Raw genomic sequence first — 24,490 nt, 5'->3', positions numbered from 1 at the left:
ATCGGAGGAGCACGGATGTCGCAGGCGCCGCGGGGGGCCCGGGAAATCGAGCCGGTGCTGGTGGTGATCCCGACGTACAACGAGCGGGAGAACCTCGGCCCGATCCTGGATCGCCTGCGCAAGGCACTTCCGGACGTGCACGTGCTCGTGGTGGACGACGGCAGCCCGGACGGCACCGGCGAGCTCGCCGACGAGCGCGCGGCCGCCGACGACCACATCCAGGTGCTGCACCGCACCGAGAAGGCCGGCCTCGGCGCCGCCTACATCGCCGGGTTCCGCTGGGGCCTGGCGCGCGAGTACAACACGATCGTCGAGATGGACGCCGACGGCTCGCACGCCCCCGAGGACCTGCCCCGCCTGCTGGACGCCGTCGGCGACGCCGACCTGGCGATCGGCTCGCGGTACGTGCCGGGCGGCAGCGTGGTGAACTGGCCGGTGAACCGCCAGATCCTCTCCCGCGGCGCCAACATCTATTCGCAGTTCGCTTTGGGCATGCGCACCCGCGACATCACCGCCGGCTTCCGCGCCTACCGCCGTCCGGTGCTGGAGAAGCTGGCCCTGGACGAGGTCAACTCGCACGGCTACTGCTTCCAGATCGACCTGACGATCCGCACGGCCGACGCCGGGTTCGAGATCGTCGAGGTCCCGATCACCTTCACCGAGCGCGAGATCGGCGAGTCGAAGATGAGCGGCTCGATCATCCGCGAGGCGTTCCTGCGGGTCGCCTTGTGGGGCGTCGAGCGCCGCTGGCACCAGCTGCGCAAGCTCGTCAAGCGCGCCTGAGCCGTTTTCCCCGGTTCTGGGCCATCATGGGCCGGGTGACGACCATCGTGGCCTTCCACGCCCACGCCGACGACCCCGTTCTGCTCAGCGGCGGCACGCTCGCCCGCGCCGCGGCCGACGGGCACCGGGTGGTGGTCGTGGTGGCCACCGACGGCATGGTCGCCGAGCACCCGACACCGCGGTGGGCCGAGCTGGAGGCCGCGGCGGCCATCCTCGGCGTCCGGCGCGTCGTGCACCTGGGCTACGCCGACAGCGGCCACGGTCCGGTGCTGTACGCGGACCCGCCCGGACGGCAGCGGTTCGCCCGCGCGGACACCGAGGAAGCCGCGCACCGGCTCGCGGCCCTGCTGCAGGAGGAACGCGCCGACCTGCTGCTCGGCTACGACGGCAACGGCGGCTACGGGCACCGCGACCACGTGAAGGTGCACGAAGTCGCCCGCCGGGCGGCCCGGCTGACCGGGACGCGGCTGCTGGAAGCGACCCTGCCGCGGGACTTCGCGCTGCGGTTCGCGCGGGTGGTCCGGGCGCTGCGGATCCCGTTCGACTACGACGTCGATGCGCTCGAGCACGTCTACAGCCCGGCCTCGGCCGTCACCCACCGGTTCGACGTGCGGCGGTTCGCCGGGCGCAAGCAGGCGGCGCTGGCCGCGCACGTGTCCGACGTGCGCGGCACCGGGCGGCTTTCGGCGGTGCTGCGGCTGCTCGTGTGGCTGCCGGCACCGCTGTTCGGGCTGGTCGCCGGCCGCGAGTGGTACGCCGAGGTCACGCCCGCAGGATCGGCACCCCGCGCGCTGCAAGTTCCTGCACGTTCTGGTCGTCGGCGTCGGTGATGATCCCGGCGACGTCCCCGAAGGGCAGCACGCCGAACCGCGACGCCGCACCCAGCTTCTCGGCGCTGGCCAGCACGTAGGTGTCGGCCGCGCGCCGGGCCAGGGTGCGCTTCATCGCGGCTTCGTCGGCGTCGCCGGTGGTCAGCCCGGCCTCGGGGTGGACGCCGGTGACGCCGAGCAGGAAGACGTCGGCGCTGATCGACTGGGCGGCCTCGGCCGCGGCCGCCCCGCAGGTGACCGCGGAGTGCCGGAACAACCGGCCACCCAGCAGGAACACCTCGATGCCGGGGTGGTCGAGCAGGGCGACCGCGACGGTCGGGCTGTGGGTGACGACGGTGGCCTCGAGGTCTTCGGGGAAGGCTTTCGCGACGGCCAGCGTGGTCGTGCCGCCGTCCAGGATGACCGTGGAGCCGGGCCCGACCAGCGCGGCGGCCACCGCGGCGATCCGGTCCTTGCCGCCGACGGCTATGGCCGTGCGGCTCGCGTAGTCGGCGACGGCGGGGGAGACGGGCAGCGCGCCGCCGTAGACGCGCTGGCAGAGCCCGGCCGCCGCGAGGTCGCGCAGGTCCCGGCGGATGCTGTCCTCGGAGACCCCGAGCTCGGCCGCGACGTCCTTGGCCAGCACCTTGCCGTCGGCGGCGAGCCGGGCGAGCAGCAGTTCACGGCGTTCCCCGACCAGCATGCACGTTCCTCCTTGTTTCTTCCGAGTCGTGCACATTATGGTCGGGGCATGACCTCTTCGACAACCCTGTCCCGCAACCCGCGGGTCCGGGTCACCAACGTGGAGCTGCTCTCGTCGGCCTGGTACGTGCTGCGCCGCACCACCTTCGACTACCAGCACGCCGACGGCCGCTGGACGACCGAGCAGCGCGAGACCTACGACCGCGGCAACGGCGCCACGGTGCTGCTCTACGACCTCGAGGGCGGCACGGTCCTGCTGACCCGCCAGTTCCGCTACCCGGTCTACGTCAACGACCACCCGGACGGCATGTTCGTCGAGACCGCGGCCGGCCTGCTGGACGCCGACGATCCGGAAACGGCGATCCGCCGCGAGGCCCAGGAGGAGGCGGGCGTGCGGATCGGCGCACTGGAGCACGTGTTCGACGTCTACACGAGCCCGGGCTCGGTCACCGAGCGCCTGCACTGCTACGCGGCGCCCTACGACCCCGCCGACCGCGGCGAAGGCGGCGGCATCGCGGAGGAGGGCGAAGACATCGAGGTCCTCGAGCTCCCGTTCCCCAAGGCCCTGGCCATGATCGAAACCGGCGAGATCGCGGATGCCAAGACGATCATGCTCCTGCAGTGGGCGGCCCTGCACGGCCCCTTCCGCACGGCCTAGCCCGTACCCGGAGGGTCGACTCGCGTACCTGGACGGTCGGCTTGCGTACCCGAGGGGTCGGCCCGGGCGCCGGGGGATCGAGCGGGCGGCCGACCGTCCAGGTACGCCAACCGACCCTCTGGGTACGCGAACCGACCGTCCCGGTACGCGGGCCGACTCCGTGGGCATGCGAAAGGCCCCCGCGGGGGGAGGTCGCGGGGGCCTTTCCGTTGTGGTGGGAGCTTGGCTACGAGGCCGAAGCCGGGAGGGTCACGCCGACCGGGAGGTGCGGCGGCCCTTCAGCTCGGCGAGACGTTCGTTGAGCAGGTCCTCGAGCTCGGGGATCGTGCGCCGCTCGAGCAGCATGTCCCAATGCGTGCGCGGCGGCTTGACCTTCTTCTGCTCGGGCTGCCCGCCATCGACGATCTCCGATTCGCTCCCGTGCAGGCGGCACTCCCAGACCGTCGGGATCTCGGCGTCGTCGGAGAACGGCACCTCGAACTCGTGGTTCTTCGGGCAGGCGTAGCGCACGGTGCGGCGTGGGGCGAGGTCGTGGTTGCGGTCGGTCTCGTAGCTGACCGCTCCCAGCCGGCTTCCACGAAGAACACGGTCGGCCATGATGGGGGTCCTTTCAGTCAGCTCCGGGGTGGAGCCAGGGTGTTGCTCACCCTATGCAACGACCCGGGGGCCCGGAGGATTCCCGGTACACCATGTCGTTGCTCACGATGAGCTGCGTCACCCGCCTGCAACAGCTTCCACTAGTAGGAGGCATTTCGCGCTCCGGCGTGACGTCAATACGGCCTTCTTAGTGCTGATATCCCCCGGATGGGCTACCCGGGTCTCGCTCAGGTCAACCGTAACTGACCGTGATGGGCGGTAACCGGGCCCAAGTCACCCGATCGAAAGTGGCGGCGACACAATACCTGATAACGCACAGTAGCGAATTCGGCCTCAAATCGTGCTGAAGCTGAAGTTTCAACTACGGATTGTTCGGTATCTGCCACCACGACGGTATCGCCCTCGCGCACGACCTCGCCGTCCACCACCCGCGCGTTGAACCGCCCGGACAGCCCGCACCAGCACAACACCTCCACCTGAACCGGCTGCAACTCGTCCGCCAGTTCGAACAGACGAGCGGCTCCCGGGAACAACCGGCTCCGGAAGTCCGTCGCGATCCCGAAGCAGTAGACGTCGATCTCGACCTCGTCGGCCAGCTCCGCCAGCTGGTCGACCTGGCCGGGGGAGAGGAACTGCGCCTCGTCCACCACCACGTAGTCCACGTGCCGGCCCTGCGCCCACTCCTGCCGGACCAGGTCACGCACGTCGGTGTCCTCGCCGACCTCCACCGCCTGCCGGGTCAGCCCGATCCGGCTCGAGATCTGCGGCGCGCCCGAGCGGTCGTGGCGCACCAGCACCAGCCCCCGGCGGCCCTGCCGCGCGTGGTTGTGGTCGATCTGCAGCGCCAAGGTCGACTTCCCGCAGTCCATCGGCCCGTAGCAGAACTTCAGCCTGCCCACCGGCGGCGTCCCGCGGCGCGAACCGGCCGCGGGGACCGACGACAGGGCGTCGGTGGGATCAGGGCCGGCGGCGTCGTTGAGCAAGGTCACGACGCCCGACCCTATCGGTGGCTACAGAACCTCCGGCGGACGGTTGCCCGCCGCCTCGATCGCCCGCCGCACCGGCACCAGCCACACCAGCACCAGCCCGGCCGCGAAGAAGATCACCAGCGCCACGATGGCCAGCCGGAACGACCCCGTCGCCTGCCCCACCCCGGCGAACACCAGCGGCCCCAGCCACGACGTCCCGCGCTCACCCACGACGTAGAGCGAGTAGTACTGCGCGTCCTTGCCCGCCGGGATCATCTGGCTGAACAACGACCGCGACAGCGCGTTCGTCCCGCCCAGCACCAGCCCGATCCCCACCGCCACCGCCAGGAACTGCCCCAGCTGCTTCGGCTGCACGAAGTACGCCCCGGCCAGCACCACCATCCACACCACCAGGCTGCTCAGGATCGTCCGCTTCGCCCCGATCCGCCGCGCCACCAGCCCGTGCAGCGTGCCACCCAGGTACGCCACGAACTGGATCACCAGGATCGTGACGATCAGCACCTCGTTGCCGAACCTCAGCTCGTCCTTGCCGTACTGCGCCGACACCGTCACCACCGTGTTGATCCCGTCGGTGAAGACCAGGTAGCTGCCCAGGAACGCCAGCGTCAGCGGATACGCCTTCGCCGCCACCAGCGTCTGCCGCAGCTCCGTGAACCCCGCCCGCAGCACCGAACGCCCCGGCGCGACGTCGACCGGCACGTGCCGGCGGGGGAGCGCCCGCACCGCGGGGAAGGTGAATGCCGCCCACCACAACCCCGAGGTCAGGAAGCAGATCTGCACCGCCAGCCCCTGGTCCACCCCGAACAGGTCGTGCTTCAGATAGAACCCCAGCTGCAACGCCAGCGCCAGCCCGCCACCCAGGTACCCGAACGCCCAGCCCTTCGCCGAGATGCCGTCCCGCTCGTCCGGCCCGCCGATGTCCACCAGAAACGAGTAGTAGACGACCAGCGAACCCCCGTAGCCGATGTTGGCCACGATGAACAGCGCCGCACCCAGCTGCCAGTCCGACCCCGAGAAGAAGAACATCCCCGCCGCGGCCGCCGCACCCAGGAACGCGAACCCGGCCAGGATCCGCCGCTTGTTGTGACTGCGATCGGCCACCGCACCGGCGATCGGCAGCACCAGCACCTGCACCACCGTCGCCACCGACAGCAGGTAGCCCCACACCGAACCGGCCGGGAAGTGCAGCCCCAGCAACGTCACGTCGCAGTTGTGCAGCGTGTCCGTCTCACCCGCCGCGTTCAGGCACGCGCGGTCCCCGTTAAGGGTGATGTTCGCCTTCGCGTCCGCCGCCGCGATCGGGCTCATCGACAGCGCCCCGAAGACCGTCGTCGTCGACGAATAGAACGGCGAATTCGCCCAGTCGTAGAAATACCAGCCCCAGCGCTCGCGCTTGGTCGAGCGCGTCCCGGCCAGCGTCATCCACGGCTCCTTCACCTCGAGAACGTCCAGGTCAGCGCGGAGACTACGGGGACACCGCGACCCCCGAGAACGCACCACCGAAACCGTGTCCGGTTTGTCGCTTCGTGATCATCCACCGGCCCGCCGCACCGCCGCCGTCGACCTCTCACGGCGTGTCGCCGCCAAAAGTGAACAGTGTTTCATGTGAGACTGGTGCGCCGATCGTGTCTGTTGTGGTCAGTGGGACACGCTCCTACTGTGCACCCATGATCCAGAAGCGCCGACGCACCGTGGTGAGAACCCTGCTCCTCGCCATCGCCGCCATGGGTCTGCCGTTGGTCACTCCGGCCGTCGCCGCCGCGGACCCCGCGTCGAGCGCCTGGGCCAAGCTCCGCATGTGCGAATCGAGCGGCCGCTACGCCACCAACACCGGCAACGGCTACTACGGCGCCTACCAGTTCGACCTGCCCACCTGGCGCAGCGTCGGCGGCCAAGGCCGCCCCGATCAAGCCGCCGCGGCCGAACAGGACTACCGCGCCCTCTACCTCTACCGCATGCGCGGCTGGCAACCCTGGCAGTGCGCCGGCATGCTCAAGCTCGCCCCCGACGCCGACGCCCGCAGCAAACGCGTCCCCACCTATACCGAATCCGCCTACATCGGCGGGGGAGGCCAGCCCGCCCCACCCCCGGGACCGGGCGGTCCCCGGCCCGCGTGGCCCGGCGTCGTCTACCGCTACGGCGACTGCGCCGACCCCCTCAAGACCTTCCAGCTCCGCATGAACGCCTTCGGCTACGGCTTCACCGGCACCGGCTGCTACCTCGACAAGACCCGCACCGCCGTCCTCGACCTCCAGCGCGCCAACGGCATCAACGACAGCGGCCTCCTCGGCCCCAAGACCTGGGAAGCCGCCTGGACCGGCAAACCACCCCGCTGACCCCCTCGTGAGTGGTAAGGCGCGTTCTAACCCGCCTTACCACTCACGAGTCCTGGGACTGCCGCCACTTACCCCGCTCGATCAGCACCTCACGCAGCAGATCCGGCCGATCCGTCACGATCCCGTGCACCCCCAGGTCCAGCAGCATCCGCATCTCCGCCGGATCGTCGATCGTCCACGTGTGCACCTCGATCCCCGAACGCCCGGCGATCGACAAGAACGCCTTGTCCACCACCCGCAACGCCCCCTGCCGCACCGGCACCTGCGCCATCGCCCCCAGCACCAGCCGCCCCAGCGGCAGCAACGGCAACCGGCCCCGCACCCACAACGCGAACGCCGACCGCGGCCCCATCGCCGTCACCAGCCGCGGCCCCGCCAGCTTCCGCAACCGCACCAGCCGCGCGTCCGAAAACGCCGCCCCCGCCACCCGGTCGAACGCCTGCGTCCGCTCCAGCACCCGCACGAACGGCTCCACCGCCCGATCGTCCTTCACGTCCACGTTGAACCGCGCGTCCGGCAGCTCCTCCAGCACGTCCTCCAGCCGCGACAACGGCGCCTTCCCGGCCACCTTGACCCGCTTCAGCTGCTCCCACGTCTGCCCCGCGATCGGCCCGGAGCCATCCGTGGTCCGGTCCAGATTCGGGTCGTGGTGCACCACCACGACCCCGTCCGCCGTCGCGTGCACATCCGTCTCGAGGTACCGGTACCCCTCCGCGCACGCCCGCTGGAACGCCGGCAACGAGTTCTCCAACCCCTCCAGCTCACCGAGGTGCCACCCCCGGTGAGCGAAGGCACGGGGGAGCGGATCGGCCAGGTACGGGAACGACACGTGCATCCCTCAAGTGTGCACTTCCGCCATGACCCCGGCATGAGCAACCGATGGCCAGCTAGGGTCTCCCGGGTGAGGGACGCCGCCGAACTGACCCAGCCGACCACGATCGAACTCGCCCCGGCCCGCCGAGGCGCCCCCAAGCACTGCGGCTGGTGCGGACGACGCCTCCCCGAAGGCGGCAACGTCGGCCGCCGCCGCCGCTACTGCGGCCAATCCTGCCGCCAGCGCGCCTACGAACGCCGCACCGCCCTCCAGCGAAGCGGACTCCCCGAAGACGCCGTCGTCCTCTCCGACACCGAAATCGCCGCCCTGCAGGACCGGCTCTTCCAGCTCCGCTGCGCCGCCGAAGACATCGTCACCGCCGCCGACGACGGCGCCGACGCCCGCGAACTCCGCGGACTCGCCGAGGAAATCGCCCGCGCGGCAAAGGACCTCGAACAACTCCGCTGACCCGGCGGGGCCCACCGCCGTGTCGACCCTCCAGACACGCGTGTCGACCCGCTAAACACGCGTGTCGTCGGTTCAAGCACGCGTGTCGTCCACCGCGGCACTCAACCCAGCCCGTCCAACGCCCGATATGTCCGATTGCTCGCCGCCGCCGCCCGCTGCTCCCGGCCCGTCGCCTCGATGTAGTTCTGGCTCGTCGCCAAACTCGCGTGCCCCAGCAACGCCATGATCTCCGACGCCGTCGCCCCGTCCTCCGCCAGCCGCGTCGCGAACGTGTGCCGCAACGCGTGCAGATTCGCCCCCACCGGCACCCGGTCGTGCAACCCCGCACCCCGGTAACACGACTTCACCAGGTACTCCAGCGCACCCCGCCCGATCGGCTCACCCGCCCGATCCAGCAACAACGGCGAACCAGGGGAGAACCGCACGTTCGGGAACCGCACCCGGCACGACTCCCGGTACCGGTCGATCAGCTCCGCCAGCACCGGCTGCACCGGAATCGACCGATCCCGGCTGCCCTTGCCCTTCACGTGCAACCGCAGCTCACCGGCGCGCCCCACCAGCGACCGCGCCGACAACGCCCGCATCTCCGCCGCCCGCAACCCCGCCACCAGCCCCAGCGCGATCACCAGCACGTCCCGCTCCGGCCACGGGTCCCGCGCGCGCCGCGAACCCGCGGCCGCCGCCGACAGCAGCTGCTCCGGGGTTTCCTCGCCCCGCAACGGCTTCGGCGTCAACGCCGGCGGCCGCGGCCGCGCCACCGCCCCCATCGGATTGCCCGCCAGCAGACCGTCGGCCACGCAGAACGTGAGGAACTGGTTCCACGTCGACCACGCCCGCAGCACCGAGCTCTTCGCGTGCCCGTCCGCGAACACGCCGAACGCCGACCGCAGCGCCGGCCCGGTGAGGTCGGCGACCTCCAGGTCCTCGGCCGGACGCCCGAGCTCCAAAACCAGGAGAGTGGTGATGCCGGCGAGATCCCGGCGGTAGGCGTCGGTGGTGTGCGGGGAGTCCTTGCGGGGACGGCGGGCGGCGAAGAAGGCTTGCTGGGCCTCGGAAACCTTCATGTGGATCTTGTACCGCATCCCACCGACAGTTTCCGTGGCCGGGCCCGAACCCGGCATTTCATGCATAATTGCCATTATGCATGAAATGCCGGGGTGACCCAGGATCTTCCCCCTGGGGGACACGGACTTCTCCGGATTGCCGTACCGGGCCTTCGGGCGCCCTCGGGTGCCCAGCTGCGGGGCATGCGCACACATGTTCGACACCGACTCATGGGGAGCTGAGGGCAGCCGCCAAGGCCTGTGGGCGCGGAATCGAGCGTCGCCAACTGCGCTGTACGACAACTTCAGCGAGCCCGAACCCCAGTCAATTTCGTCACCGTGACGTTTTGAGGTCGGGTGACCGGACCTCGGGCTCGCGCCTCTCAGGGGATGCTCTCGGACCTTCTGAGGCTCGGATCGGGCCACTGCGGGTTGGGCAGGCCCACGAAACCCTCACAGGAGCCGTCCTGACGAAGCGAACGCTCTCGCAAGCCCGACAGGTCCGACCCTGGATCTCGGCGCCCCTCCCGGCCTTCCGGCCAGCGTGTCACCAAGTGCCGATAATGTACATTATGTCAAGTAACGTCAGTGCCAGTCGCTGATCATGACGTCCTTCGGCGAAGGGGCGCCCTCCCCGGTCTCGACGAGCTGCTTGAGGCTCATCAGGTAGATCGCCCACTTCGTGCTGCAGTGGTGCATGAACTCGCCCGCCTCGCGCCAGCCTTCGTGCTTGAACAGGACGATCGTGTAGTCGTTGCGCCGCTCGAGCTCCCAGCGGATCGTCGTGCCGATCCACTCCGGTGGCCCGTCGACGACCTCCCAGCGGACGAGCCGGCCCGGCTCGAGTTCGAGGACCTTCATGTCGAAGCCGCCCGGGATGAAGCGGAAGGCGATGACGCCGCCGGGTTCGGTGTCCCCCACGGTCTTCTCGGTCCACCAGCCGGCCAGGCCGTCGAGCGTGGTGAGTGCCTCGTAGACCTGGTCCGGGGTGGCGTCGTGGACGCCGATACGGTGCAGGATGTCCATTTCTACTGTTTCCTTTCGATGGTCTTCTCGATGGTTTCGGCGATGTGCTTGATGCGGCGGAGCCGGGCGTCCCAGGCGTTGCCGACGTCGGTGAGCTGGGCGACGGCGCGCGCGAGCTGGTCTTCGTCGACGCGGAACTGTTTTTCGCGGCCGGCGTTGTGGGCGTGGACGAGGCCGGCGCGGTCGAGGACGGTGAGGTGCTTGGCGACGGCCTGGCGGGTGACCGGGAGGTGTTCGCTGAGGCTGGTCGCGGTGCCGCTCCCCTGGTTCAGGAGCAGGTCGAGCATCCGGCGGCGGGTGGGGTCGCCGATGGCGGACCAGAGGTCGTCGTCGACGGCGGTGGTCACCGGGTGGCTCCGACTTCGGCGGCGTAGGCGGGCAGGCGGGACAGGAAGTGGTCCCAGCCGGTGGTGTGGTCGGCGTGTTCGGCGGCGATCTTGGCTTCGTCCCAGCCGCGTTCGCGGAAGCCGGTTTCGGTCATCCGGAGGCGGGTGCCGGTGCCGGCGGGTTCGAGTTCGAAGACGACGAGGAACGAGTTGCCGGGCGCGGCGGTCTCCCCTTCGGTGTGGGCCCAGCGGAAGGAGAAGTGTTTCGGGGGGATGGCGTCGACGACGGTGAACTGGACCCAGGAGCCGCCGAAGCCGATGCGGCCCGCTCCCCCGGGTTCGGCGGGGTATTCGGCTTCGTCGGGCCACCATCCGCGGAGGTGTTCGGGGCTGCTGACGACGTCGAAGACGACGTCGGGGCGGGCGTCGATGTGGATTTCCCGTTCGATGGTGCCGTGTTCCATGCGGTCTCCTTGTGCAACGTTCGGTTGCGTTTCACGTTAGCTCGCGGGGAGCAGATGTGCAACCTTCGGTTGCGCGAAGGTCCTTCTGGACCCAGGCGACATCGCGCCAGGCGCCGCGTTTCCAGCCGACCCGGCGGTAGACGCCCGCCGGCTCGAAGCCGACGGCGCGGTGGAGCCCCGCGCTGGCGTCGTTCGGCAGGGTCATGCCGGCGAAGGCGCGGCAGAAGCCGCGTTCACGCAGTCGCTCGAACAGTGCTTCGTAGAGGGCGCGGCCCGCGCCGGTGCGGCGGCGGCCGTGTTCGAGGTAGATGCTCGTTTCGCAGGACCAGCGGTAGGCGGCGCGTTCGGCGAAGCGGGTGGCGTAGGCGTATCCGGCGACGCGGCCGTCGTCTTCGAGGACGAGCCAGGCGTGGGCGCCGTCGATGCGGCGGGCCATTTCGGCGGCGGTGGGTGGTTCGATCTCGAATGAGACGGCGGTGTCGGTGACGTAGGGCGCGTAGAGGGCGGCGCAGGCGGTGGCGTCCTCGGCGGTGGCGGGTCGGATCATGGCTCGTATGGTAGCCGTGATGGCTCGTATAGTATCCACAGTTATGACCGATCCTCTCTCTGCGCGCCTGGCCGCCACGGTGCACGCCGCCCGGACATCGCAAGGTCTCTCGGCCGCGTCGCTCGCTGACCGGTCGGGGGTGTCGCGGGCGATGATCGGCAAGATCGAGCGGGGTGACGTGCAGCCGACGGCGGCGTTGCTGGCGAAGCTGTCGGCCGCGCTGGGCCTGACGCTGTCGGAGCTGATCGCGCGGGCCGAGGGTGACGAGCGCCGGCTGGTGCGGGCGGCGGAGCAGCCGGTGTGGGTGGATCCGGACACGGGGTATCGGCGGCGGTCGGTCTCCCCCGCGGCGGGCCGTCCGCTGGAGTTGGTGGAGGTGGAGCTGCCGCCGGGGGTCGAGGTGCCGCTGGTGTCGGGGACGTATGCGTTCCTGCACCAGCAGATCTGGGTGCTGGCCGGGCGGTTGCGGTTCCACGAGGGTGCGCAGGTGCACGAGCTGGCCGCCGGGGACTGCTTGCAGCTGGGGCCGGCGGCGGACTGCGTGTTCGCGAACCCGGGTCCGGTGCCGTGCCGGTATCTGGTGGCGCTGGTGAAGCAGCGTTGACTGAAGCAATGAATCAGTGCTTCACTTCTTGACGTGCCCTACCGCCGCACCCCGAAGGTGCAGGAACGCCTCGACGCCCAGCGGGAGACGATCGTCGCCGCCGCGACGCGCCAGCTGGCCGAACACGGCTACAGCGGCTGCTCCGTCGCCGCGGTCGCCGACCGGGCCGGGGTGGCCGTCGGCAGTGTCTACCGGCATTTCCCCACCAAGGCCGACCTCGTCGTGCACGTGTTCCGGCAGGTCGTGACGCGGGAGGTCGAGGCGGTCCGGGCGGCGTCGGCGGAGGCGGGGGCACCGGCCGAGCGGGTCCTGGCGGCCGTCGACACCTTCGCCCAGCGTGCTCTCAAGGCCCCGAAGCAGGCGTATGCCCTGCTCATCGAGCCGGTCGACCCGCTGATCGACGTCGAGCGGCTGGAGTTCCGGCGGGCCTACACCGAGGTCATCGCCGAGCACGTTGCCGCCGGGGTCCGGGACGGCGTGCTGCCGCCGCAGGACGGCCGGCTCACCGCCGCCGCGCTGGTCGGGGCCGCCGCGGAAGTCCTGATCGGTCCGTTGACCAGCGGAAACGCCGGTGACGTCGCCGAGCTTCGCACGTTCATCCTTCGCGCTCTAGGAGGTTCCGATGCCCGCCACGCATGAGGTCACCAACCAGGTCCCGCCGTTGGCCGGGCACGACGTCGCCGACGATCCGGCCCTGCTGGCCGGGCTCGAGCGCGCCGGTGCGGGCTGGGCGGCGGCGGAGCTGCACGAGCTGGGCCGGCTGGCCGGGACGGAGCAGGCGCAGGAGTGGGGCCGGCTGGTCAACGAGAACGAGCCGGTGCTGCGCACCCACGACCGGTACGGAAACCGGATCGACGAGGTCGAGTTCCACCCGCACTGGCACGACCTGATGCGGGTCGCGACGGCGCACGGCCTGCACGGCACGCCGTGGCGGGACCCGCGGGAGGGCGCGCACGCGGCGCGGGCGGCGAAGTTCTACGTCTGGGGCCAGGTCGAAGCCGGGCACAGCTGCCCGATTTCGATGACGTACGCGGCGGTTCCGGCGTTGCGCGCGAACGCGGAGCTCGCGGCGCGGTACGAGCCGCTGCTGGCGGCGACCGAGTACGACTTCGGGCTGCGGGACCCGGCCACCAAGCGCGGCCTGCTCGCGGGCATGTCGATGACCGAGAAGCAGGGTGGCTCGGACGTCCGGGCGAACACGACGACCGCGTCCCCCGCCGGGGACGGCAGCTACACCCTGGTCGGGCACAAGTGGTTCACCTCGGCGCCGATGTGCGACATGTTCCTGACGCTGGCGCAGGCGCCGGGCGGGCTCTCCTGCTTCCTGCTCCCCCGCGTCCTGCCGGACGGCTCGCGCAACCGGATCCTCCTGCAGCGGCTGAAGGACAAGCTGGGCAACCGGTCGAACGCCTCGTCGGAGATCGAGTACGACCACGCCGTGGGCTGGCTGGTCGGCGAGGAGGGCCGCGGGGTCCGCACGATCATCGAGATGGTCAACAACACCCGGCTGGACTGCACGCTGGGCAGTGCGTCGGGCATGCGGCTGGGTGCGGTCCGCGCGGTGCACCACGCGACGCACCGGCGTGCGTTCGGCCAGGCGCTGGTGGACCAGCCGCTGATGGCGAACGTCCTGGCCGACCTGGTGATCGAGTCCGAGGCGGCGACGACGGTGGCGATGCGGCTGGCCGCGGCGGGCGACCGGCGTGGTGACGCGCAGGAGCAGGCGTTCCGCCGGCTGGGGCTGGCGGTGTCGAAGTACTGGGTGTGCAAGCGGGCGCCGGTGCACGCGGCCGAGGCCCTGGAGTGCTTCGGTGGCAACGGGTACGTCGAGGAGTCGGGGATGCCGCGGCTCTACCGGGAGGCGCCGCTGTCGTCGATCTGGGAGGGCTCGGGCAACGTCGCCGCGCTGGACGCGTTGCGCGCGATGGGCCGGCAGCCGGAGTCGGTCGCGGCGTTCTTCGCCGAGGTCGAACAGGCCGCCGGCGGTGACGCCCGGCTGGACGACGCGGTGGACCGCGTCCGCAAGGAGCTGACCGACCTGGACGGCATCGAGTACCGGGCGCGCCGGCTGGTCGAGGCGATGGCGCTGGTGCTGCAGGGATCGCTGCTGGTGCGCCACGGCCACCCGGCGGTCGCGGACGCCTTCTGCGCGTCGCGGTTCGGCGGTGACTGGGGCATCGCGTTCGGGACGCTCCCGGCCGGCGTCGACACGGGAGCGATCATCGAGCGCGCCGCGGTTCGCTAGCCGACCCGCTCGGCCCGCTGCCGCGCCAGTTCCTCGACCGCGCTGGGCAGGGTGGTCTCGAAGTCGATCAGCTTGGCCCACGTCGGGGTGATGACGATCCGGACCATGCCGTCGTAGAGGGAGCGCACCTCGCGTTCCCATTCGGTCCGCTGCTCGGGGGTCATCTCGTAGCTGCCGTTCATCTGCAGGTACTCCTCCGGGATGCCTTCGACGACGTCGAGTTCGGCGCGGCCGCGGATGAGGAGGATCTTGGGCGGGTGCACTTCGGTGTCGATGGTCAGGGCGACGGCGGGGTTGGCGCGCAGTGACGGCAGCTTGGGGGCGTTCTTCGTCGTGCACAGGACGATCTCCGTGCCGTTCCAGGTGAAGGCGATGGGGATCGAGCGCGGGGTGCCGTCCTTGGCGACGTAGGCCAGCCGGGCGACGTCGCGGTCGAGCAGTTCGCGGCTGAGCGGCTTGTCGAGGACCTCGGCGACTTCGTTCGGCTGCATGGTGGTCTCCTTCTCCGGGGGTGGCTTGATGCCCCGGGGACGGAGCTGCCGGCGCGTTCTCGACACGCGCCGGCGAAAAAACTTCAGCGGCCGAGGGCGTCGAGCGCGCCGGCGACCGCGGCGGCTCTGAGGTCGGCGACCGGGACGTCGGGGAACTGCATGCAGACGTCCTGCAGGCCGCCGAGGGCCAGGATGGCTCTGGCCTGCTGTTCGAGGGTGGGTGCCGGGCCGCAGATCAGCTCGGTGAGCCGGGTCCGCCAGCCCAGGACGCGGTCGATGAGCCCGAGGTCGGCCAGGGTCGGCATTTCGGCCAGCAGCATGACGACGTCGGCGCGGTGGCGGTAGTTGAAGTCGAAGAAGCCTTCGATCAGCTCGCGCACCGGCGCGTCGCCGCGGGCTTCCTGGTCGAGGAGGAATTTCTCGCCGTCGTCGAGCAGGGGCTGGACGATGCTGCGGACCAGGTCTTCGCGGGACGGGAAGTGGTAGTAGAGCGCGGGTTTGGTGATGCCGAGCCGGTCGGCGATGTCCTGCAGGCTGGTGCGCTGGACGCCTTGGCTGGTGAACAGCTCGCGGGCGACGTCGAGGATGCGCTGCTTGGTGTCGGAAGGCTTCGGCACGGCCCCAGCATAACTGACTTAACGATAGGTAAGGAACTGTGGTACAACTTACCTACCGTTAAGTCAGGGAGGTACTCATGCGGATTCTCATCTCCGGCGCCAGCATCGCCGGCCCGGTCCTGGCGTACTGGCTCACCCGCCACGGCTTCGACGTCACCGTGGTCGAGCGCGCGCCCGCCCTGCGCAAGACCGGCGGCCACGCCGTCGACCTCTTCCGCCCGGCCATGGACATCACCGAACGGATGGGGGTGCTGCCCCGCGTCGAAGCCCTCGCCACCGGCACGACCCGGATGACCGTGCACCGCGAAGGCGGCCACCGGCCCATCCGGGTGGACCTGGCGAAGGTCTTCCAGGCCACCTCCGACCGGCACGTCGAGGTCATGCGCGACGACCTCAGCGAGATCTACTACGACGCCGGCCGCGAAGACGTCGAGTACCTCTTCGGCGACTCGATAACCGGCATCTCCCCCGACGGCGAAGTCACCTTCGAGCACGCGCGGGCGCGCCGGTTCGACGTCGTCGTCGGGGCCGACGGGCTGCACTCGAACGTCCGGCGCCTGGTGTTCGGGGAAGAGGCCGGGCTGACGACGTTCATCGGCGCCTATCTCGCGGTGCTGTCGCTGCCGGACAGCCTCGGCCTGGACGGGGAGGCCATCACCCACCTCGGCCCCGGCCGCACCGCCTCCCTCTACAGCGCCCGGCACCTGGGCGAGGCGCGCGCGGTGTTCCTGTTCCGCCGCGACGAGCCGCTCGACTACCACCACCGAGACGTCTCCCGCCAGCAGCAGCTGCTCCGGGCAGCGTTCTCCGGGATGCATCCGCAGGTCGACGGCTGGCTGGCCGGTCTCGACGGCCCGGGCCCGTTCTACTTCGACTCGATCACCCAGCTGCGGCTGGACACGTGGTCACGCGGTCGCGTGACGCTCGTCGGCGACGCCGGTTACTGCCCCGGCCCGGCCGTCGGCGGCAGCACGAGCCTCGCGGTGCTCGGCGCGTACGTCCTGGCCGGCGAACTGGCCGCGGCGAACGGCGACCACGAGCGTGCCTTCGCCGCCTACGAGCGGGAGATGGACGAGCTGGTGCGCCGCAGCCGCGCCTTCGCGATCGGCGCGGCCCGAAGCCTGGTCCCCGCCTCACGGGCCGGGGTGTGGGCGCTGGCCCGGGGCGGCCAGCTGGTCTCGGCGCTGCCGGCCGGGGTGACGCGGGCGCTCGCGAAGCTCAACACCGGCGGCGTCCGCATGCACGATTCGATGCGGGTCAAGGACTACCCGGCGAAGGCGGCCGCCTGACGCTGGAGGGGACCCCGTGGTGGCGGGAGCCCCCTCCAGCTTCGACAGCGGGTCTGCCTCGAACACCGTCGGTCACCGGCAGAAGCCGGGCGGGCGCGCGAGAGAACCCGCGCGCCCGCACCCCCAGTGGCCCGGCGGAACCCGCCGTCAGTGCACAGGAGACAACGAGTCCCGCGCTGGATACCGGGAAAGTTGGCGGATTTCAGCCCCGGAGCGCGCCAAGCCGCGACCCCGCCGAACCGGGTCGGCCGCGCGGTCGCCGGACACCGGAAACTCCGCGTTTTCAGCCCACCAGCAGCCCCGGATCGTTCTCCGGCACCCCCGCGGGCCACCACGTCCGTCCTTCGCGCCGGTACGGGTGCCACCGGCCCCGGCGATCCAGCCTCAGCTGCACCTCACCGACCGTGCAGTGGTTGCGCTCGAACACCGGCTCCCCCGCCACGTCCGCGAGCGCCGCCCGCGCGGCCGCCACGGCCGCTTTCGGCGGGGTCCACGGCGTTTCCAGCACCTCCAGCCCGTCCGGCCCGCCGTACCGCCACGCCGCGACCGCCCGCGCGAAGCCCGCACCCTCACCCAGCCGCCCGGCCACCGAGGGGAACTCGGCGGCCAAGCGGACCGCGTCCTGCCGCCGCCCCGGCCACGGCCGCCCCTCCGCCAACGCCCGCGCCCGCCCGGCCCCGTTCGCCGCCAGCAGCGCGAACGCCTCGGCCGGCACCCCCGGCGCCGCCGGGATCGACGGGGCGCCCGACGGCCGGAACCCGGCCAGGTCGGGCAGCTCCCCCGGAACCCGGTCCGCCGCCGGCTCCACGGCCGGCACCGGTGCGGTGCGGCTCTCCAGCTCCTCGCGGATCTCCCGCTCGCCCTTGCCCCGCATCAGCAACAACAGGAACGGGTCCGCGTCGAGCAGCCACGACGCCTGGAACGACAACGCCGCCGCGTGCCGGCACGGCAGCTCCCAGCCCGGGCAGTCGCACTCCGGGTCGAGGTCGCCGATCCCCGGCAGCAGGTCGACGCCGGCCGCCTCGACCAGGTCGGGTGGCAGGTCCCGGTCCAGCAGCGCCGCCAGGTGCCCCGCACGGGAGGCGACGCGGTCGAGCAAGCGCGTCCAGTCCGGCTCCGAGAGTTCCGCCAGCCGCAGCTGCGTGCGGTACGGGCCGCCGTCGGCGTCCTCGACCACCGCCGCGATGCGGCCCGGGCTGACCGTGATCGGGCCGACCAGGCCGGCCGCGGCGTACTTGCGGCCCTTCTTCAGCTGACGCAGGTCCAGCGCGGTGTCCTCCATCGCCCGCACCCACGCCCGGCCCCACCACGAGCGGGCGAGGTGCCCGGCAGCCCCGAACGCGGGAAACCCGCGCACCCGGTCGTCGGTCATCCGCGGCTCCTCAGTTCGACGAGCTCGGCCAGCTCGGTGTCCGACAGTTCCGTCAACGCGGCCTCGCCGCCGGCCAGCACCGCCTCGGCCAGCGCCCGCTTCTCCCGCAGCATCGCCGCGATCCGGTCCTCGACCGTGCCTTCGGCGACGAGCCGGTGCACCTGGACCGGCCGGGTCTGCCCGATCCGGTACGCCCGGTCGGTCGCCTGGTCCTCCACCGCCGGGTTCCACCAGCGGTCGAAGTGCACGACGTGGTCGGCGCGCGTGAGGTTCAGCCCCGTCCCGGCGGCCTTCAACGACAGCAGGAACACCGGCACCGCACCGGCCTGGAACCGGGCCACCAGCTCCTCGCGCCGGGGCACCGGGGTGCCGCCGTGCAGCAGCTGCGTCGCGATCCCGCGGCCGGCCAGGTGCTTCTCCAGCAGCCGCGCCATGGCGACGTACTGGGTGAACACCAGCACCGCGCCGCCGGTGGCGAGGATCGTGTCCAGCAGCTCGTCGAGCAGCTCCACCTTGCCCGAACGGCCGCCGGGTTCTTTGAGGTACTGCGCCGGGTGGTTGCAGATCTGCTTGAGCGCGGTCAGCAGCTTGACGATCCGGCCGCGCCGGGCCATCCCGTCGCTCCCGGCGATCTCGGCCATCATCTCCCGCACCACCGCCTCGTACAGCGCCACCTGGTCCGCGCTGAGCGCCACCGGCCGGTCCGTCTCGGTCTTGGCCGGCAGCTCGGGCGCGATCCCCGGATCGGACTTGCGACGCCGCAGCAGGAACGGCCGCAGCAACCGCGAAAGCCGTTCGGCCGCCGCGGAGTCCCCGGCTTCGATCGGCTTCGCCCACCGCGTCCGGAACTCGCTCAGCGACCCCAGCAGGCCGGGCGCGGTCCAGTCGAGGATCGCCCACAGCTCCGAGAGCGTGTTCTCCACCGGCGTGCCGGTCAGCGCCACCCGCGCCGCCGCCGGCACCAGCCGCAGCGCCTTCGCCGTGCCCGAGCGGTGGTTCTTGACGTGCTGGGCCTCGTCGGCCACCAGCAGCCCCCACCGCACCCCGGCCGGCGGCGCGGGATCGGTGCGCAGCGTGCCGTAGGTCGTGAGGACGAACCCGGCGGTGTCCTCGACGTCCTCGAGCGAACGGGCGCTGCCGTGGAAGCGGCGCACCGGCACGCCGGGGGCGAACCGGCGGATCTCGCGCTCCCAGTTGCCCAGCAGCGAAGCCGGGCACACGACCAAGGTCGCCCCGGCGGCGCGGTGGAGGTGCAGCGCGATCAGCGTGACCGTCTTGCCCAGGCCCATGTCGTCGGCGAGGCAGCCGCCGAGCCCGAGCCCGGTCACGGTGGCCAGCCACTGCAGCCCCCGCAGCTGGTAGTCCCGCAGCGTCGCGGCCAGTCCGGCCGGCGGGGCCTGCGGGTGCGGCGGCTCGGACAGCCGCTCCCGCAGCCGCGCCAGCCAGCCGTCGGTGACGACCTCGACCACCTCGCCGTCGACCTCGGTGGTCCCCGACAGCACCGCCCCCAGCGCGTCGACCGGGGTCAGCGGCTTCAGCGCCCGGTCCCGCGCCTTCGCCGCGAGCGCCGGATCGACCAGCACCCAGCGGTCGCGCAGCCGCACCACCGGGCGGCGCGCCTCGGCGAGCGCGTCCAGTTCCGTCTCGGTCAGCACCTCACCGCCCAGCGCGAGCTGCCAGTCGAACGCCAGCGCGCGTCCGCCGCCGAAGAACGACCGCAGGTCGCCCGGGGTGTCCCCGGCGCGGACGACGGCCCGCGCGGTCAGCGCTCCCGCCAGCTCGGCCGGCCAGTGCACGTCGATCCCCGCCGCCGCCAGCCGTGGTGCCGCGGCCGCGACCAGTTCGGTCACGTCGTCCTCGCCCAGCGCCACCTCGGCCGGCACCGCCGAGGTCAGCAGCGGGCTCAGCGCCGGCCACACCTGCGCGCCGCGGCGCAACGCCAGCAGGACGTCGATGCGGGCCCGGGGCCCGAAGCGCCCGGTCTCCCACAGCTGCGCCGCGTCGGCGACCTGCCCGGGGTCGGCCAGGCTGTGCACCTGGACCACGGCGTGGAACCGCCCGCTCTCGAACCCGCCGGGTGCGGTCACCCGCAGCGACACGCGGATCCCCGAATCCAGGCCCGCGGCCAGCTCGCCGGCCCAGTCGCGCAGGGCATCCGCGCGCTGCGGTGCGACGGCGGCGAACAACCGCGTCCCGGCCGCTTTGGCCGCTTTGGCCGCGGCGGGGGTGCGGGGCAGCGTGTCGGCGACGGCGTCGAGGAAGGCCCGCAGCAGCGGTCCCGGCGCGCGCTCGTCCGGGGGCATCGCGGCGGCGAGGTCCCGCAGCCACGCGGCTTCCGCCGGTTCCAGCGGCCCGACGCGCCAGGCGTCGTGTCCGGCCGCGGTGACGCCGGGCAGCAGCCGTCCCGCGGCCACAAGCCGCAGCGCGGCCTTCGCCGCCGTCGCCCAGAAGGCGTCGGCGCCGGCCAGCAGCTGCGGCAGGCCGTCCGCAATGGACAGTTCACGGCCGTCGACCACCAGGCGGCCCGTCCGCGGTGGTTCGCCCGGTTCGAAGTGGACGTTCAGTTCCCCAGCCTCCCGTACCTGCGCACCGACAACGGCACGAACACCGCCAGCAGCACCAGCGGCCACCCCACGGCCATCGGCACCGCGTGCGCACTCACCCAGGACGTCCCCGCCGCGCCCGGGTTGCCGAACAGCACCCGCGCCGCGGTCACCGTGGAGGACAACGGGTTCCACTCCGCCACGGTTCCCAGCCACGCCGGCATCGTCGAAGTCGCCACGAACGCGCCGGAGAGGAACCCGAACGGGAATTCCAGCGTCTGCGCCACGGTCACCATCGACGGATCGGCGGTCAGCAGGCCCAGGTAGATCCCGGCCCACACCAGCGCCGTCCGCAGCAGGAGCAGCAGGCCCAGCGCCGCGAGGGTCTCGCCCAGGCTCCCGTGCGGGCGCCAGCCGACGGCGAACCCGCAGCCCACCAGCACGGCCAGCGCGAGGACGGCGTTCACCAGGTCCGCCGCCACCCGCCCGGTGAACACCGCCGACGGCGCCATCGGCAGCGACCGGAACCGGTCGGTGACGCCCTTGCCGGTGTCGTCCAGCACCGCGATCATCGTCCCCGAGAGCCCGAAGGCCATGGTCATCGCGAACATGCCCGGCATCAGGAACTCCCGGTAGGAGCCCCCGCCGGGCACGCTCATCCCGCCGCCGAGCAGGTAGGCGAAGATCAGCACCATCAGGATCGGGAACGCCACCACCCCGGCGAGGCGCGCCGGGCGCCGTGCCAGCTGGGCCAGGTAGCGCTGGGTCAGCGTCCAGCCGTCTTCGATCGCCCACCTCATCCCGGCACCCCCGTCAGCTGCAGGAACACTTCGTCGAGCGTCGGCTGCCGCAGCGCCACGTCGGCGAACGACAGCTCGGTCGCCGCCAGCTCACGCACGACGTCGGTCAGCATCGACGGCTCGGCGGCGGCGCTCACCCGCAGCTCCTCGGTGACCGGCTCGGCCCCGGTGACCCGCGCCAGCAGGCCCGCCGCCGCGCCGAGCGCGTCCGGGTCGGTGAGCACCAGCTCGATCCGGGTCGCCCCGAGCGAGCCCTTCAGCTCGGCCGGGGACCCTTCGGCGATCACCCGGCCGTGCTCGACGAGGGAAATCCGGTCGGCCAGCCGGTCGGCCTCCTCCAGGTACTGCGTCGTGAGCAGCACCGTCGTCCCGTCCGCGACCAGCGACCGCACCGCCCGCCAGACCTCGGCGCGGCTGCGCGGGTCCAGCCCGGTCGTCGGCTCGTCGAGGAAGAGCACCCGCGGGGCCGCCAGCAGCGACGCGGCGAGGTCGAGCCGCCGCCGCATCCCGCCGGAGTAGGCCGACACCGGCTTCGGACCGGTGCCGGCGAGGCCGAACCGCTCGAGCAGGTCGTCGGCGCGCCGGGCGGCCTCCCGCCGGCCCAGGTGGTGCAGCCGGCCGAAGAGGATCAGGTTCTGCCGCCCGGACAGGATCTCGTCGACGGCGGCCTGCTGGCCGACCAGCCCGATCGACGCCCGCACCTTCGCCGGTTCGGTGGCGACGTCGAACCCGGCCACCCGGGCGACGCCGCCGTCGTGGCGCAGCAGCGTCGAGAGCACGCGGACCGCGGTGGTCTTGCCCGCGCCGTTGGGTCCCAGCAGGCCGCACAGGGTGCCGGCCGGGACGGAGAGATCGAACCCCTCGAGGGCGTACGCGTCGCCGTAGCGCTTGCGCAGTCCCTCGGCGTGAATGTGCGGAGTCATCCTGCCCCTTAATTCTGTACAGTGTACGAAGAAGAGGTTAGCACAACTCTGTACGTTGTACGGGAATCAGGTGGGCAGAATGGCCGGCGTGCGCACGCAGGAAAACGGTGACGGCGACCCGCGGCGGGCGATCGAGCTGCTCTGGGGCGTTTTGGCACCCCCGCGCCGCGGCCCGAAACCCAAGCTGGCCACGGCCGACGTCGTCCGCGCCGCGATCGCGCTCGCCGACGCCGACGGCATCGAAGCCGTCACCATCCGCCGGGTCGCCGAGCAGCTCGGCGTCTCCCCCATGTCGCTCTACACCTACGTGCCGGGCCGGGCCGAGCTGCTGGACCTGATGATCGACCACGCCCACGGCGAGCTGACCGCCCCGGAGGAAGGCCTCGGCTGGCGAGCGGCACTGACCGCGATCGCCGAAGCGCAGTGGGCGCTGTTCCACCGCCACCCGTGGCTGCTGCACGTGACCACCAGCCGCTCGGCGCTGGGCCCGCACAGCTTCGCCAAGTACGAGCACGAGCTGCGCGCGATCGAAGGCATCGGCCTCGGCGACGTCGAGATGGACGCCGTGGTCGGCCTCGTCACCGGCCTGGTCCGGAGCACCGCGCGCAGCTCGCTCGACAACGCCCGCCTGGTCCGCGCCACCGGCCTGACCGACGCGCAGTGGTGGGAGCGCGCCTGGCCGGTGCTGGCCGGCATCCCGGCCGCCGACGCGGCGCACTACCCGATCTCGTCCCGCGTCGGCCAGGCCGCCGGCGAGGCCCACAACGCCGCCGAGAACCCGGCCTACACCTTCCGCTTCGGCCTCGCCCGGGTCCTCGACGGCATCGAAGCGCTCGTGTCAGAACGTCAGCAGTAGCCGCGCCGGGCGCCAGGTCCCGCCGTCGGGCGCCCGCGGGACGTCCTCCACCAGCGCCAGGTCCGGGAAGCGCGCGAACAGCGACGACAGCGCCACTTCGGTCTGCACTCGCGAGATCGAGGCGCCCAGGCAGAAGTGCGGGCCGTGCGAGAAGCCCAGCTGCGCCGGCCCCGAGCGGGTGATGTCGAAGCGGTCCGGGTCGGCGAACGCCCGCGGATCGCGGTCGGCGGCCACCATCGCCGCCGTCACCCGCTCACCCCGGCGGATCAGCTCGCCGTCGATTTCGACGTCCTCGCGCGCGAATCGCGGCGTGGTCAGCAGCTGCGGGCTGCACCAGCGCATCAGCTCCTCCACCGCCCCCGGCCACAACCCGGGGTCCGTGCGCAGGAGAGCCAGCTGGTCCGGGTGCCGCAGCAGCGCTTCGACGGCGTTGGCGATGAGGTTCACCGGCGTCTGCCCGGCCAGGACCAGGTGCCACACCAGGGTGACCAGCTCGGTGTCGGTCAGCCGGTCACCGTCCTCGGCCTGGACCCGCACCAGGTCGCCGATGAGGTCGTCGCCCGGCTCGGCTCGGCTGCGCGCCACGGCGTCCCGCGCGCCCTCGATGATCGCCGGGATCGCCGCGGCGAAGTCCGGCCCCATCCCGCTCGCGACCGCGGCCCCGTACTCGCGCCAGCGCGGCCGATCGGCCGCGGGAATGCCGACCAGCTCGCAGATGACGTCGATCGGCAGCGGCCGCGCGAAGTGCGGCACCAGATCGACGACGCCGTCTTCGGCGTGCCCGGGCAGCTCGTCGAGCAGCCGCTCGGTGATCGCGGCCAGGCGTGGCCGCAGCTGCGCGGCCCGCTTCGGCGTGAACGCCGGCGCCACCAGCCGCCGCAGCCGCAGGTGCTCCGGCCCGTCCTTCTCCGACATCGTCTCCAGGTACGCCCGGCAGTGCTCGGGGATCCCGGGTGGCCGCAGGAAGCTGCCGGAGTTCACCTCGAACCGCGCGTCGGTCAGCATCGCGCGCGCTTCGGCGTAGCGGGTCAGGGCCCAGAACGGGCCGAAACCGGGGATGACCAGCTTGGCCACCGCGCTCACTTCCCGTGCCCGGTCGTAGGCGGTGAACGGGTCGGTGAGCACCTTCGGGTCGGTCAGGTCGATCTCGGGGGTCATCCACCACTCCAGATGTTCAAATCAGATGCT

The 24,490-nt window shown here is 71.9% G+C and carries 27 protein-coding genes; 10 read left to right on the top strand and 17 right to left on the bottom strand.

Annotation, left to right across the window (positions count from 1 at the left end; all coding sequences use genetic code 11):
• The first annotated feature begins 15 nt into the window (after positions 1-15).
• Positions 16-783 (top strand): polyprenol monophosphomannose synthase, encoded by a 768-nt coding sequence (locus tag C2L58_RS21605; RefSeq protein WP_103339400.1) that lies wholly within the window; start codon positions 16-18, stop codon positions 781-783.
• A gap of 26 nt (positions 784-809) precedes the next feature.
• Positions 810-1,613 carry a PIG-L deacetylase family protein gene (locus tag C2L58_RS21600; RefSeq protein WP_199191353.1) on the top strand — a complete coding sequence of 268 codons (804 nt, stop codon included), beginning with the start codon at positions 810-812 and terminating at the stop codon, positions 1,611-1,613.
• On the opposite strand, the gene C2L58_RS21595 is transcribed toward C2L58_RS21600, so the two are convergent.
• Positions 1,546-2,295, bottom strand: a complete 750-nt coding sequence (locus tag C2L58_RS21595) for a DeoR/GlpR family DNA-binding transcription regulator (RefSeq protein ID WP_103339399.1) — start codon at positions 2,293-2,295, stop codon at positions 1,546-1,548. The genes C2L58_RS21600 and C2L58_RS21595 overlap by 68 nt on opposite strands.
• Positions 2,296-2,343: 48 nt before the next feature.
• Here C2L58_RS21595 and C2L58_RS21590 point away from each other — a divergent pair, with 48 nt between their 5' ends.
• Entirely contained in the window at positions 2,344-2,952 is a 609-nt protein-coding gene (locus C2L58_RS21590) for an NUDIX domain-containing protein (protein ID WP_199191352.1), read from the top strand.
• Positions 2,953-3,201: 249 nt separating this feature from the next.
• Here C2L58_RS21590 and C2L58_RS21585 read toward each other — a convergent pair whose 3' ends face one another.
• From C2L58_RS21585 to C2L58_RS21575, 3 genes are all read right to left on the bottom strand, one after another.
• Entirely contained in the window at positions 3,202-3,549 is a 348-nt protein-coding gene (locus C2L58_RS21585) for an RNA polymerase-binding protein RbpA (protein WP_003081521.1), read from the bottom strand.
• A 227-nt stretch (positions 3,550-3,776) separates the two neighbouring features.
• Positions 3,777-4,538 carry a thymidine kinase gene (locus C2L58_RS21580; RefSeq protein ID WP_034285024.1) on the bottom strand — a complete coding sequence of 254 codons (762 nt, stop codon included), beginning with the start codon at positions 4,536-4,538 and terminating at the stop codon, positions 3,777-3,779.
• A 21-nt stretch (positions 4,539-4,559) separates the two neighbouring features.
• Positions 4,560-5,960 carry an MFS transporter gene (locus tag C2L58_RS21575; RefSeq protein ID WP_103339398.1) on the bottom strand — a complete coding sequence of 467 codons (1,401 nt, stop codon included), beginning with the start codon at positions 5,958-5,960 and terminating at the stop codon, positions 4,560-4,562.
• 245 nt (positions 5,961-6,205) lie between these two features.
• Here C2L58_RS21575 and C2L58_RS21570 point away from each other — a divergent pair, with 245 nt between their 5' ends.
• A complete protein-coding gene (locus tag C2L58_RS21570; protein WP_103339397.1) occupies positions 6,206-6,874 on the top strand; it encodes a transglycosylase family protein in 669 nt (222 codons plus the stop codon).
• Positions 6,875-6,917: 43 nt separating this feature from the next.
• Here the strand turns inward: C2L58_RS21570 and C2L58_RS21565 are convergent, their stop codons facing one another.
• A complete protein-coding gene (locus tag C2L58_RS21565) occupies positions 6,918-7,709 on the bottom strand; it encodes a glycerophosphodiester phosphodiesterase (RefSeq protein WP_103339396.1) in 792 nt (263 codons plus the stop codon).
• A gap of 66 nt (positions 7,710-7,775) precedes the next feature.
• On the opposite strand from C2L58_RS21565, the gene C2L58_RS21560 reads away from it, so the two are divergent.
• Positions 7,776-8,156 (top strand): hypothetical protein, encoded by a 381-nt coding sequence (locus tag C2L58_RS21560; protein WP_103339395.1) that lies wholly within the window; start codon positions 7,776-7,778, stop codon positions 8,154-8,156.
• A gap of 101 nt (positions 8,157-8,257) precedes the next feature.
• Here the strand turns inward: C2L58_RS21560 and C2L58_RS21555 are convergent, their stop codons facing one another.
• From C2L58_RS21555 to C2L58_RS21535, 5 genes are all read right to left on the bottom strand, one after another.
• Entirely contained in the window at positions 8,258-9,238 is a 981-nt protein-coding gene (locus C2L58_RS21555; RefSeq protein ID WP_103339394.1) for a tyrosine-type recombinase/integrase, read from the bottom strand.
• Positions 9,239-9,784: 546 nt separating this feature from the next.
• On the bottom strand, positions 9,785-10,225 hold the full coding sequence (locus tag C2L58_RS21550) for an SRPBCC family protein (protein ID WP_103339393.1): 441 nt from the start codon (positions 10,223-10,225) through the stop codon (positions 9,785-9,787).
• 2 nt (positions 10,226-10,227) lie between these two features.
• Entirely contained in the window at positions 10,228-10,572 is a 345-nt protein-coding gene (locus tag C2L58_RS21545; protein WP_103339392.1) for an ArsR/SmtB family transcription factor, read from the bottom strand.
• Positions 10,569-11,015, bottom strand: coding sequence for an SRPBCC domain-containing protein (locus tag C2L58_RS21540; RefSeq protein ID WP_103339391.1), 447 nt, complete (start codon positions 11,013-11,015; stop codon positions 10,569-10,571). The genes C2L58_RS21545 and C2L58_RS21540 overlap by 4 nt, the downstream gene beginning before the upstream one ends.
• Before the next feature lie 31 nt (positions 11,016-11,046).
• Complete coding sequence (locus C2L58_RS21535) at positions 11,047-11,562, bottom strand: GNAT family N-acetyltransferase (RefSeq protein WP_103339390.1); 516 nt, start codon at positions 11,560-11,562, stop codon at positions 11,047-11,049.
• Positions 11,563-11,605: 43 nt separating this feature from the next.
• On the opposite strand from C2L58_RS21535, the gene C2L58_RS21530 reads away from it, so the two are divergent.
• Genes C2L58_RS21530 through C2L58_RS21520 form a run of 3 tightly spaced genes read left to right on the top strand, consistent with a single transcriptional unit; the run spans position 11,606 to position 14,411 of the window.
• Positions 11,606-12,166: a helix-turn-helix domain-containing protein gene (locus C2L58_RS21530; protein ID WP_103339389.1), complete on the top strand. Its 561-nt coding sequence runs from the start codon at positions 11,606-11,608 to the stop codon at positions 12,164-12,166.
• 33 nt (positions 12,167-12,199) lie between these two features.
• Positions 12,200-12,805, top strand: a complete 606-nt coding sequence (locus C2L58_RS21525) for a TetR/AcrR family transcriptional regulator (RefSeq protein ID WP_103339388.1) — start codon at positions 12,200-12,202, stop codon at positions 12,803-12,805.
• Positions 12,789-14,411, top strand: a complete 1,623-nt coding sequence (locus C2L58_RS21520) for an acyl-CoA dehydrogenase family protein (RefSeq protein ID WP_103339387.1) — start codon at positions 12,789-12,791, stop codon at positions 14,409-14,411. The genes C2L58_RS21525 and C2L58_RS21520 overlap by 17 nt, the downstream gene beginning before the upstream one ends.
• On the opposite strand, the gene C2L58_RS21515 is transcribed toward C2L58_RS21520, so the two are convergent.
• Positions 14,408-14,902, bottom strand: a complete 495-nt coding sequence (locus C2L58_RS21515) for a pyridoxamine 5'-phosphate oxidase family protein (protein WP_103339386.1) — start codon at positions 14,900-14,902, stop codon at positions 14,408-14,410. The genes C2L58_RS21520 and C2L58_RS21515 overlap by 4 nt on opposite strands.
• A gap of 83 nt (positions 14,903-14,985) precedes the next feature.
• A complete protein-coding gene (locus C2L58_RS21510; RefSeq protein WP_103339385.1) occupies positions 14,986-15,519 on the bottom strand; it encodes a TetR/AcrR family transcriptional regulator in 534 nt (177 codons plus the stop codon).
• Positions 15,520-15,596: 77 nt separating this feature from the next.
• On the opposite strand from C2L58_RS21510, the gene C2L58_RS21505 reads away from it, so the two are divergent.
• Positions 15,597-16,808, top strand: coding sequence for an FAD-dependent monooxygenase (locus C2L58_RS21505; RefSeq protein ID WP_103339384.1), 1,212 nt, complete (start codon positions 15,597-15,599; stop codon positions 16,806-16,808).
• 283 nt (positions 16,809-17,091) lie between these two features.
• On the opposite strand, the gene C2L58_RS21500 is transcribed toward C2L58_RS21505, so the two are convergent.
• From C2L58_RS21500 to C2L58_RS21485, 4 genes are read right to left on the bottom strand one after another with little or no spacing between them, the layout of a single operon-like run.
• Positions 17,092-18,180 carry an SWIM zinc finger family protein gene (locus C2L58_RS21500; protein WP_103339383.1) on the bottom strand — a complete coding sequence of 363 codons (1,089 nt, stop codon included), beginning with the start codon at positions 18,178-18,180 and terminating at the stop codon, positions 17,092-17,094.
• The gene (locus C2L58_RS21495; protein ID WP_103339382.1) at positions 18,177-20,696 is read right to left on the bottom strand and encodes a DEAD/DEAH box helicase; all 2,520 of its coding nucleotides are present in this window, start codon (positions 20,694-20,696) and stop codon (positions 18,177-18,179) included. Before C2L58_RS21495 ends, C2L58_RS21500 begins: the two co-directional genes overlap by 4 nt.
• A gap of 44 nt (positions 20,697-20,740) precedes the next feature.
• Positions 20,741-21,523 (bottom strand): ABC transporter permease, encoded by a 783-nt coding sequence (locus tag C2L58_RS21490; protein ID WP_103339381.1) that lies wholly within the window; start codon positions 21,521-21,523, stop codon positions 20,741-20,743.
• Positions 21,520-22,446, bottom strand: coding sequence for an ATP-binding cassette domain-containing protein (locus C2L58_RS21485; RefSeq protein ID WP_103339380.1), 927 nt, complete (start codon positions 22,444-22,446; stop codon positions 21,520-21,522). Before C2L58_RS21485 ends, C2L58_RS21490 begins: the two co-directional genes overlap by 4 nt.
• A gap of 79 nt (positions 22,447-22,525) precedes the next feature.
• On the opposite strand from C2L58_RS21485, the gene C2L58_RS21480 reads away from it, so the two are divergent.
• Positions 22,526-23,302 carry a TetR/AcrR family transcriptional regulator gene (locus tag C2L58_RS21480; protein ID WP_103339379.1) on the top strand — a complete coding sequence of 259 codons (777 nt, stop codon included), beginning with the start codon at positions 22,526-22,528 and terminating at the stop codon, positions 23,300-23,302.
• Here the strand turns inward: C2L58_RS21480 and C2L58_RS21475 are convergent.
• Entirely contained in the window at positions 23,285-24,460 is a 1,176-nt protein-coding gene (locus C2L58_RS21475) for a cytochrome P450 family protein (RefSeq protein WP_103339378.1), read from the bottom strand. The two genes, C2L58_RS21480 and C2L58_RS21475, sit on opposite strands and share 18 nt — an antisense overlap.
• Between the last annotated feature and the right edge of the window lie 30 nt (positions 24,461-24,490).

The organism is Amycolatopsis sp. CA-126428, assembly GCF_002904335.1.
GTDB lineage: Bacteria > Actinomycetota > Actinomycetes > Mycobacteriales > Pseudonocardiaceae > Amycolatopsis.
The sequence above is the reverse complement of the archived record's forward strand: the minus strand, read 5'-3'. Positions and strand labels throughout refer to the sequence as shown.

What these genes read in the sequence shown, in the direction of transcription:
- C2L58_RS21575 (WP_103339398.1), bottom strand. Translation starts at nt 5,960, where the DNA reads ATGACGCTGGCCGGGACGCGCTCGACCAAGCGCGAGCGCTGGGGCTGG.
- C2L58_RS21605 (WP_103339400.1), top strand. Translation starts at nt 16, where the DNA reads ATGTCGCAGGCGCCGCGGGGGGCCCGGGAAATCGAGCCGGTGCTGGTG.
- C2L58_RS21595 (WP_103339399.1), bottom strand. Translation starts at nt 2,295, where the DNA reads ATGCTGGTCGGGGAACGCCGTGAACTGCTGCTCGCCCGGCTCGCCGCC.
- C2L58_RS21515 (WP_103339386.1), bottom strand. Translation starts at nt 14,902, where the DNA reads ATGCAGCCGAACGAAGTCGCCGAGGTCCTCGACAAGCCGCTCAGCCGC.
- C2L58_RS21505 (WP_103339384.1), top strand. Translation starts at nt 15,597, where the DNA reads ATGCGGATTCTCATCTCCGGCGCCAGCATCGCCGGCCCGGTCCTGGCG.
- C2L58_RS21490 (WP_103339381.1), bottom strand. Translation starts at nt 21,523, where the DNA reads ATGAGGTGGGCGATCGAAGACGGCTGGACGCTGACCCAGCGCTACCTG.
- C2L58_RS21480 (WP_103339379.1), top strand. Translation starts at nt 22,526, where the DNA reads ATGGCCGGCGTGCGCACGCAGGAAAACGGTGACGGCGACCCGCGGCGG.
- C2L58_RS21590 (WP_199191352.1), top strand. Translation starts at nt 2,344, where the DNA reads ATGACCTCTTCGACAACCCTGTCCCGCAACCCGCGGGTCCGGGTCACC.
- C2L58_RS21530 (WP_103339389.1), top strand. Translation starts at nt 11,606, where the DNA reads ATGACCGATCCTCTCTCTGCGCGCCTGGCCGCCACGGTGCACGCCGCC.
- C2L58_RS21555 (WP_103339394.1), bottom strand. Translation starts at nt 9,238, where the DNA reads ATGCGGTACAAGATCCACATGAAGGTTTCCGAGGCCCAGCAAGCCTTC.
- C2L58_RS21535 (WP_103339390.1), bottom strand. Translation starts at nt 11,562, where the DNA reads ATGATCCGACCCGCCACCGCCGAGGACGCCACCGCCTGCGCCGCCCTC.
- C2L58_RS21570 (WP_103339397.1), top strand. Translation starts at nt 6,206, where the DNA reads ATGATCCAGAAGCGCCGACGCACCGTGGTGAGAACCCTGCTCCTCGCC.
- C2L58_RS21550 (WP_103339393.1), bottom strand. Translation starts at nt 10,225, where the DNA reads ATGGACATCCTGCACCGTATCGGCGTCCACGACGCCACCCCGGACCAG.
- C2L58_RS21600 (WP_199191353.1), top strand. Translation starts at nt 810, where the DNA reads ATGGGCCGGGTGACGACCATCGTGGCCTTCCACGCCCACGCCGACGAC.
- C2L58_RS21485 (WP_103339380.1), bottom strand. Translation starts at nt 22,446, where the DNA reads ATGACTCCGCACATTCACGCCGAGGGACTGCGCAAGCGCTACGGCGAC.
- C2L58_RS21500 (WP_103339383.1), bottom strand. Translation starts at nt 18,180, where the DNA reads ATGACCGACGACCGGGTGCGCGGGTTTCCCGCGTTCGGGGCTGCCGGG.
- C2L58_RS21520 (WP_103339387.1), top strand. Translation starts at nt 12,789, where the DNA reads ATGCCCGCCACGCATGAGGTCACCAACCAGGTCCCGCCGTTGGCCGGG.
- C2L58_RS21565 (WP_103339396.1), bottom strand. Translation starts at nt 7,709, where the DNA reads ATGCACGTGTCGTTCCCGTACCTGGCCGATCCGCTCCCCCGTGCCTTC.
- C2L58_RS21475 (WP_103339378.1), bottom strand. Translation starts at nt 24,460, where the DNA reads ATGACCCCCGAGATCGACCTGACCGACCCGAAGGTGCTCACCGACCCG.
- C2L58_RS21540 (WP_103339391.1), bottom strand. Translation starts at nt 11,015, where the DNA reads ATGGAACACGGCACCATCGAACGGGAAATCCACATCGACGCCCGCCCC.
- C2L58_RS21585 (WP_003081521.1), bottom strand. Translation starts at nt 3,549, where the DNA reads ATGGCCGACCGTGTTCTTCGTGGAAGCCGGCTGGGAGCGGTCAGCTAC.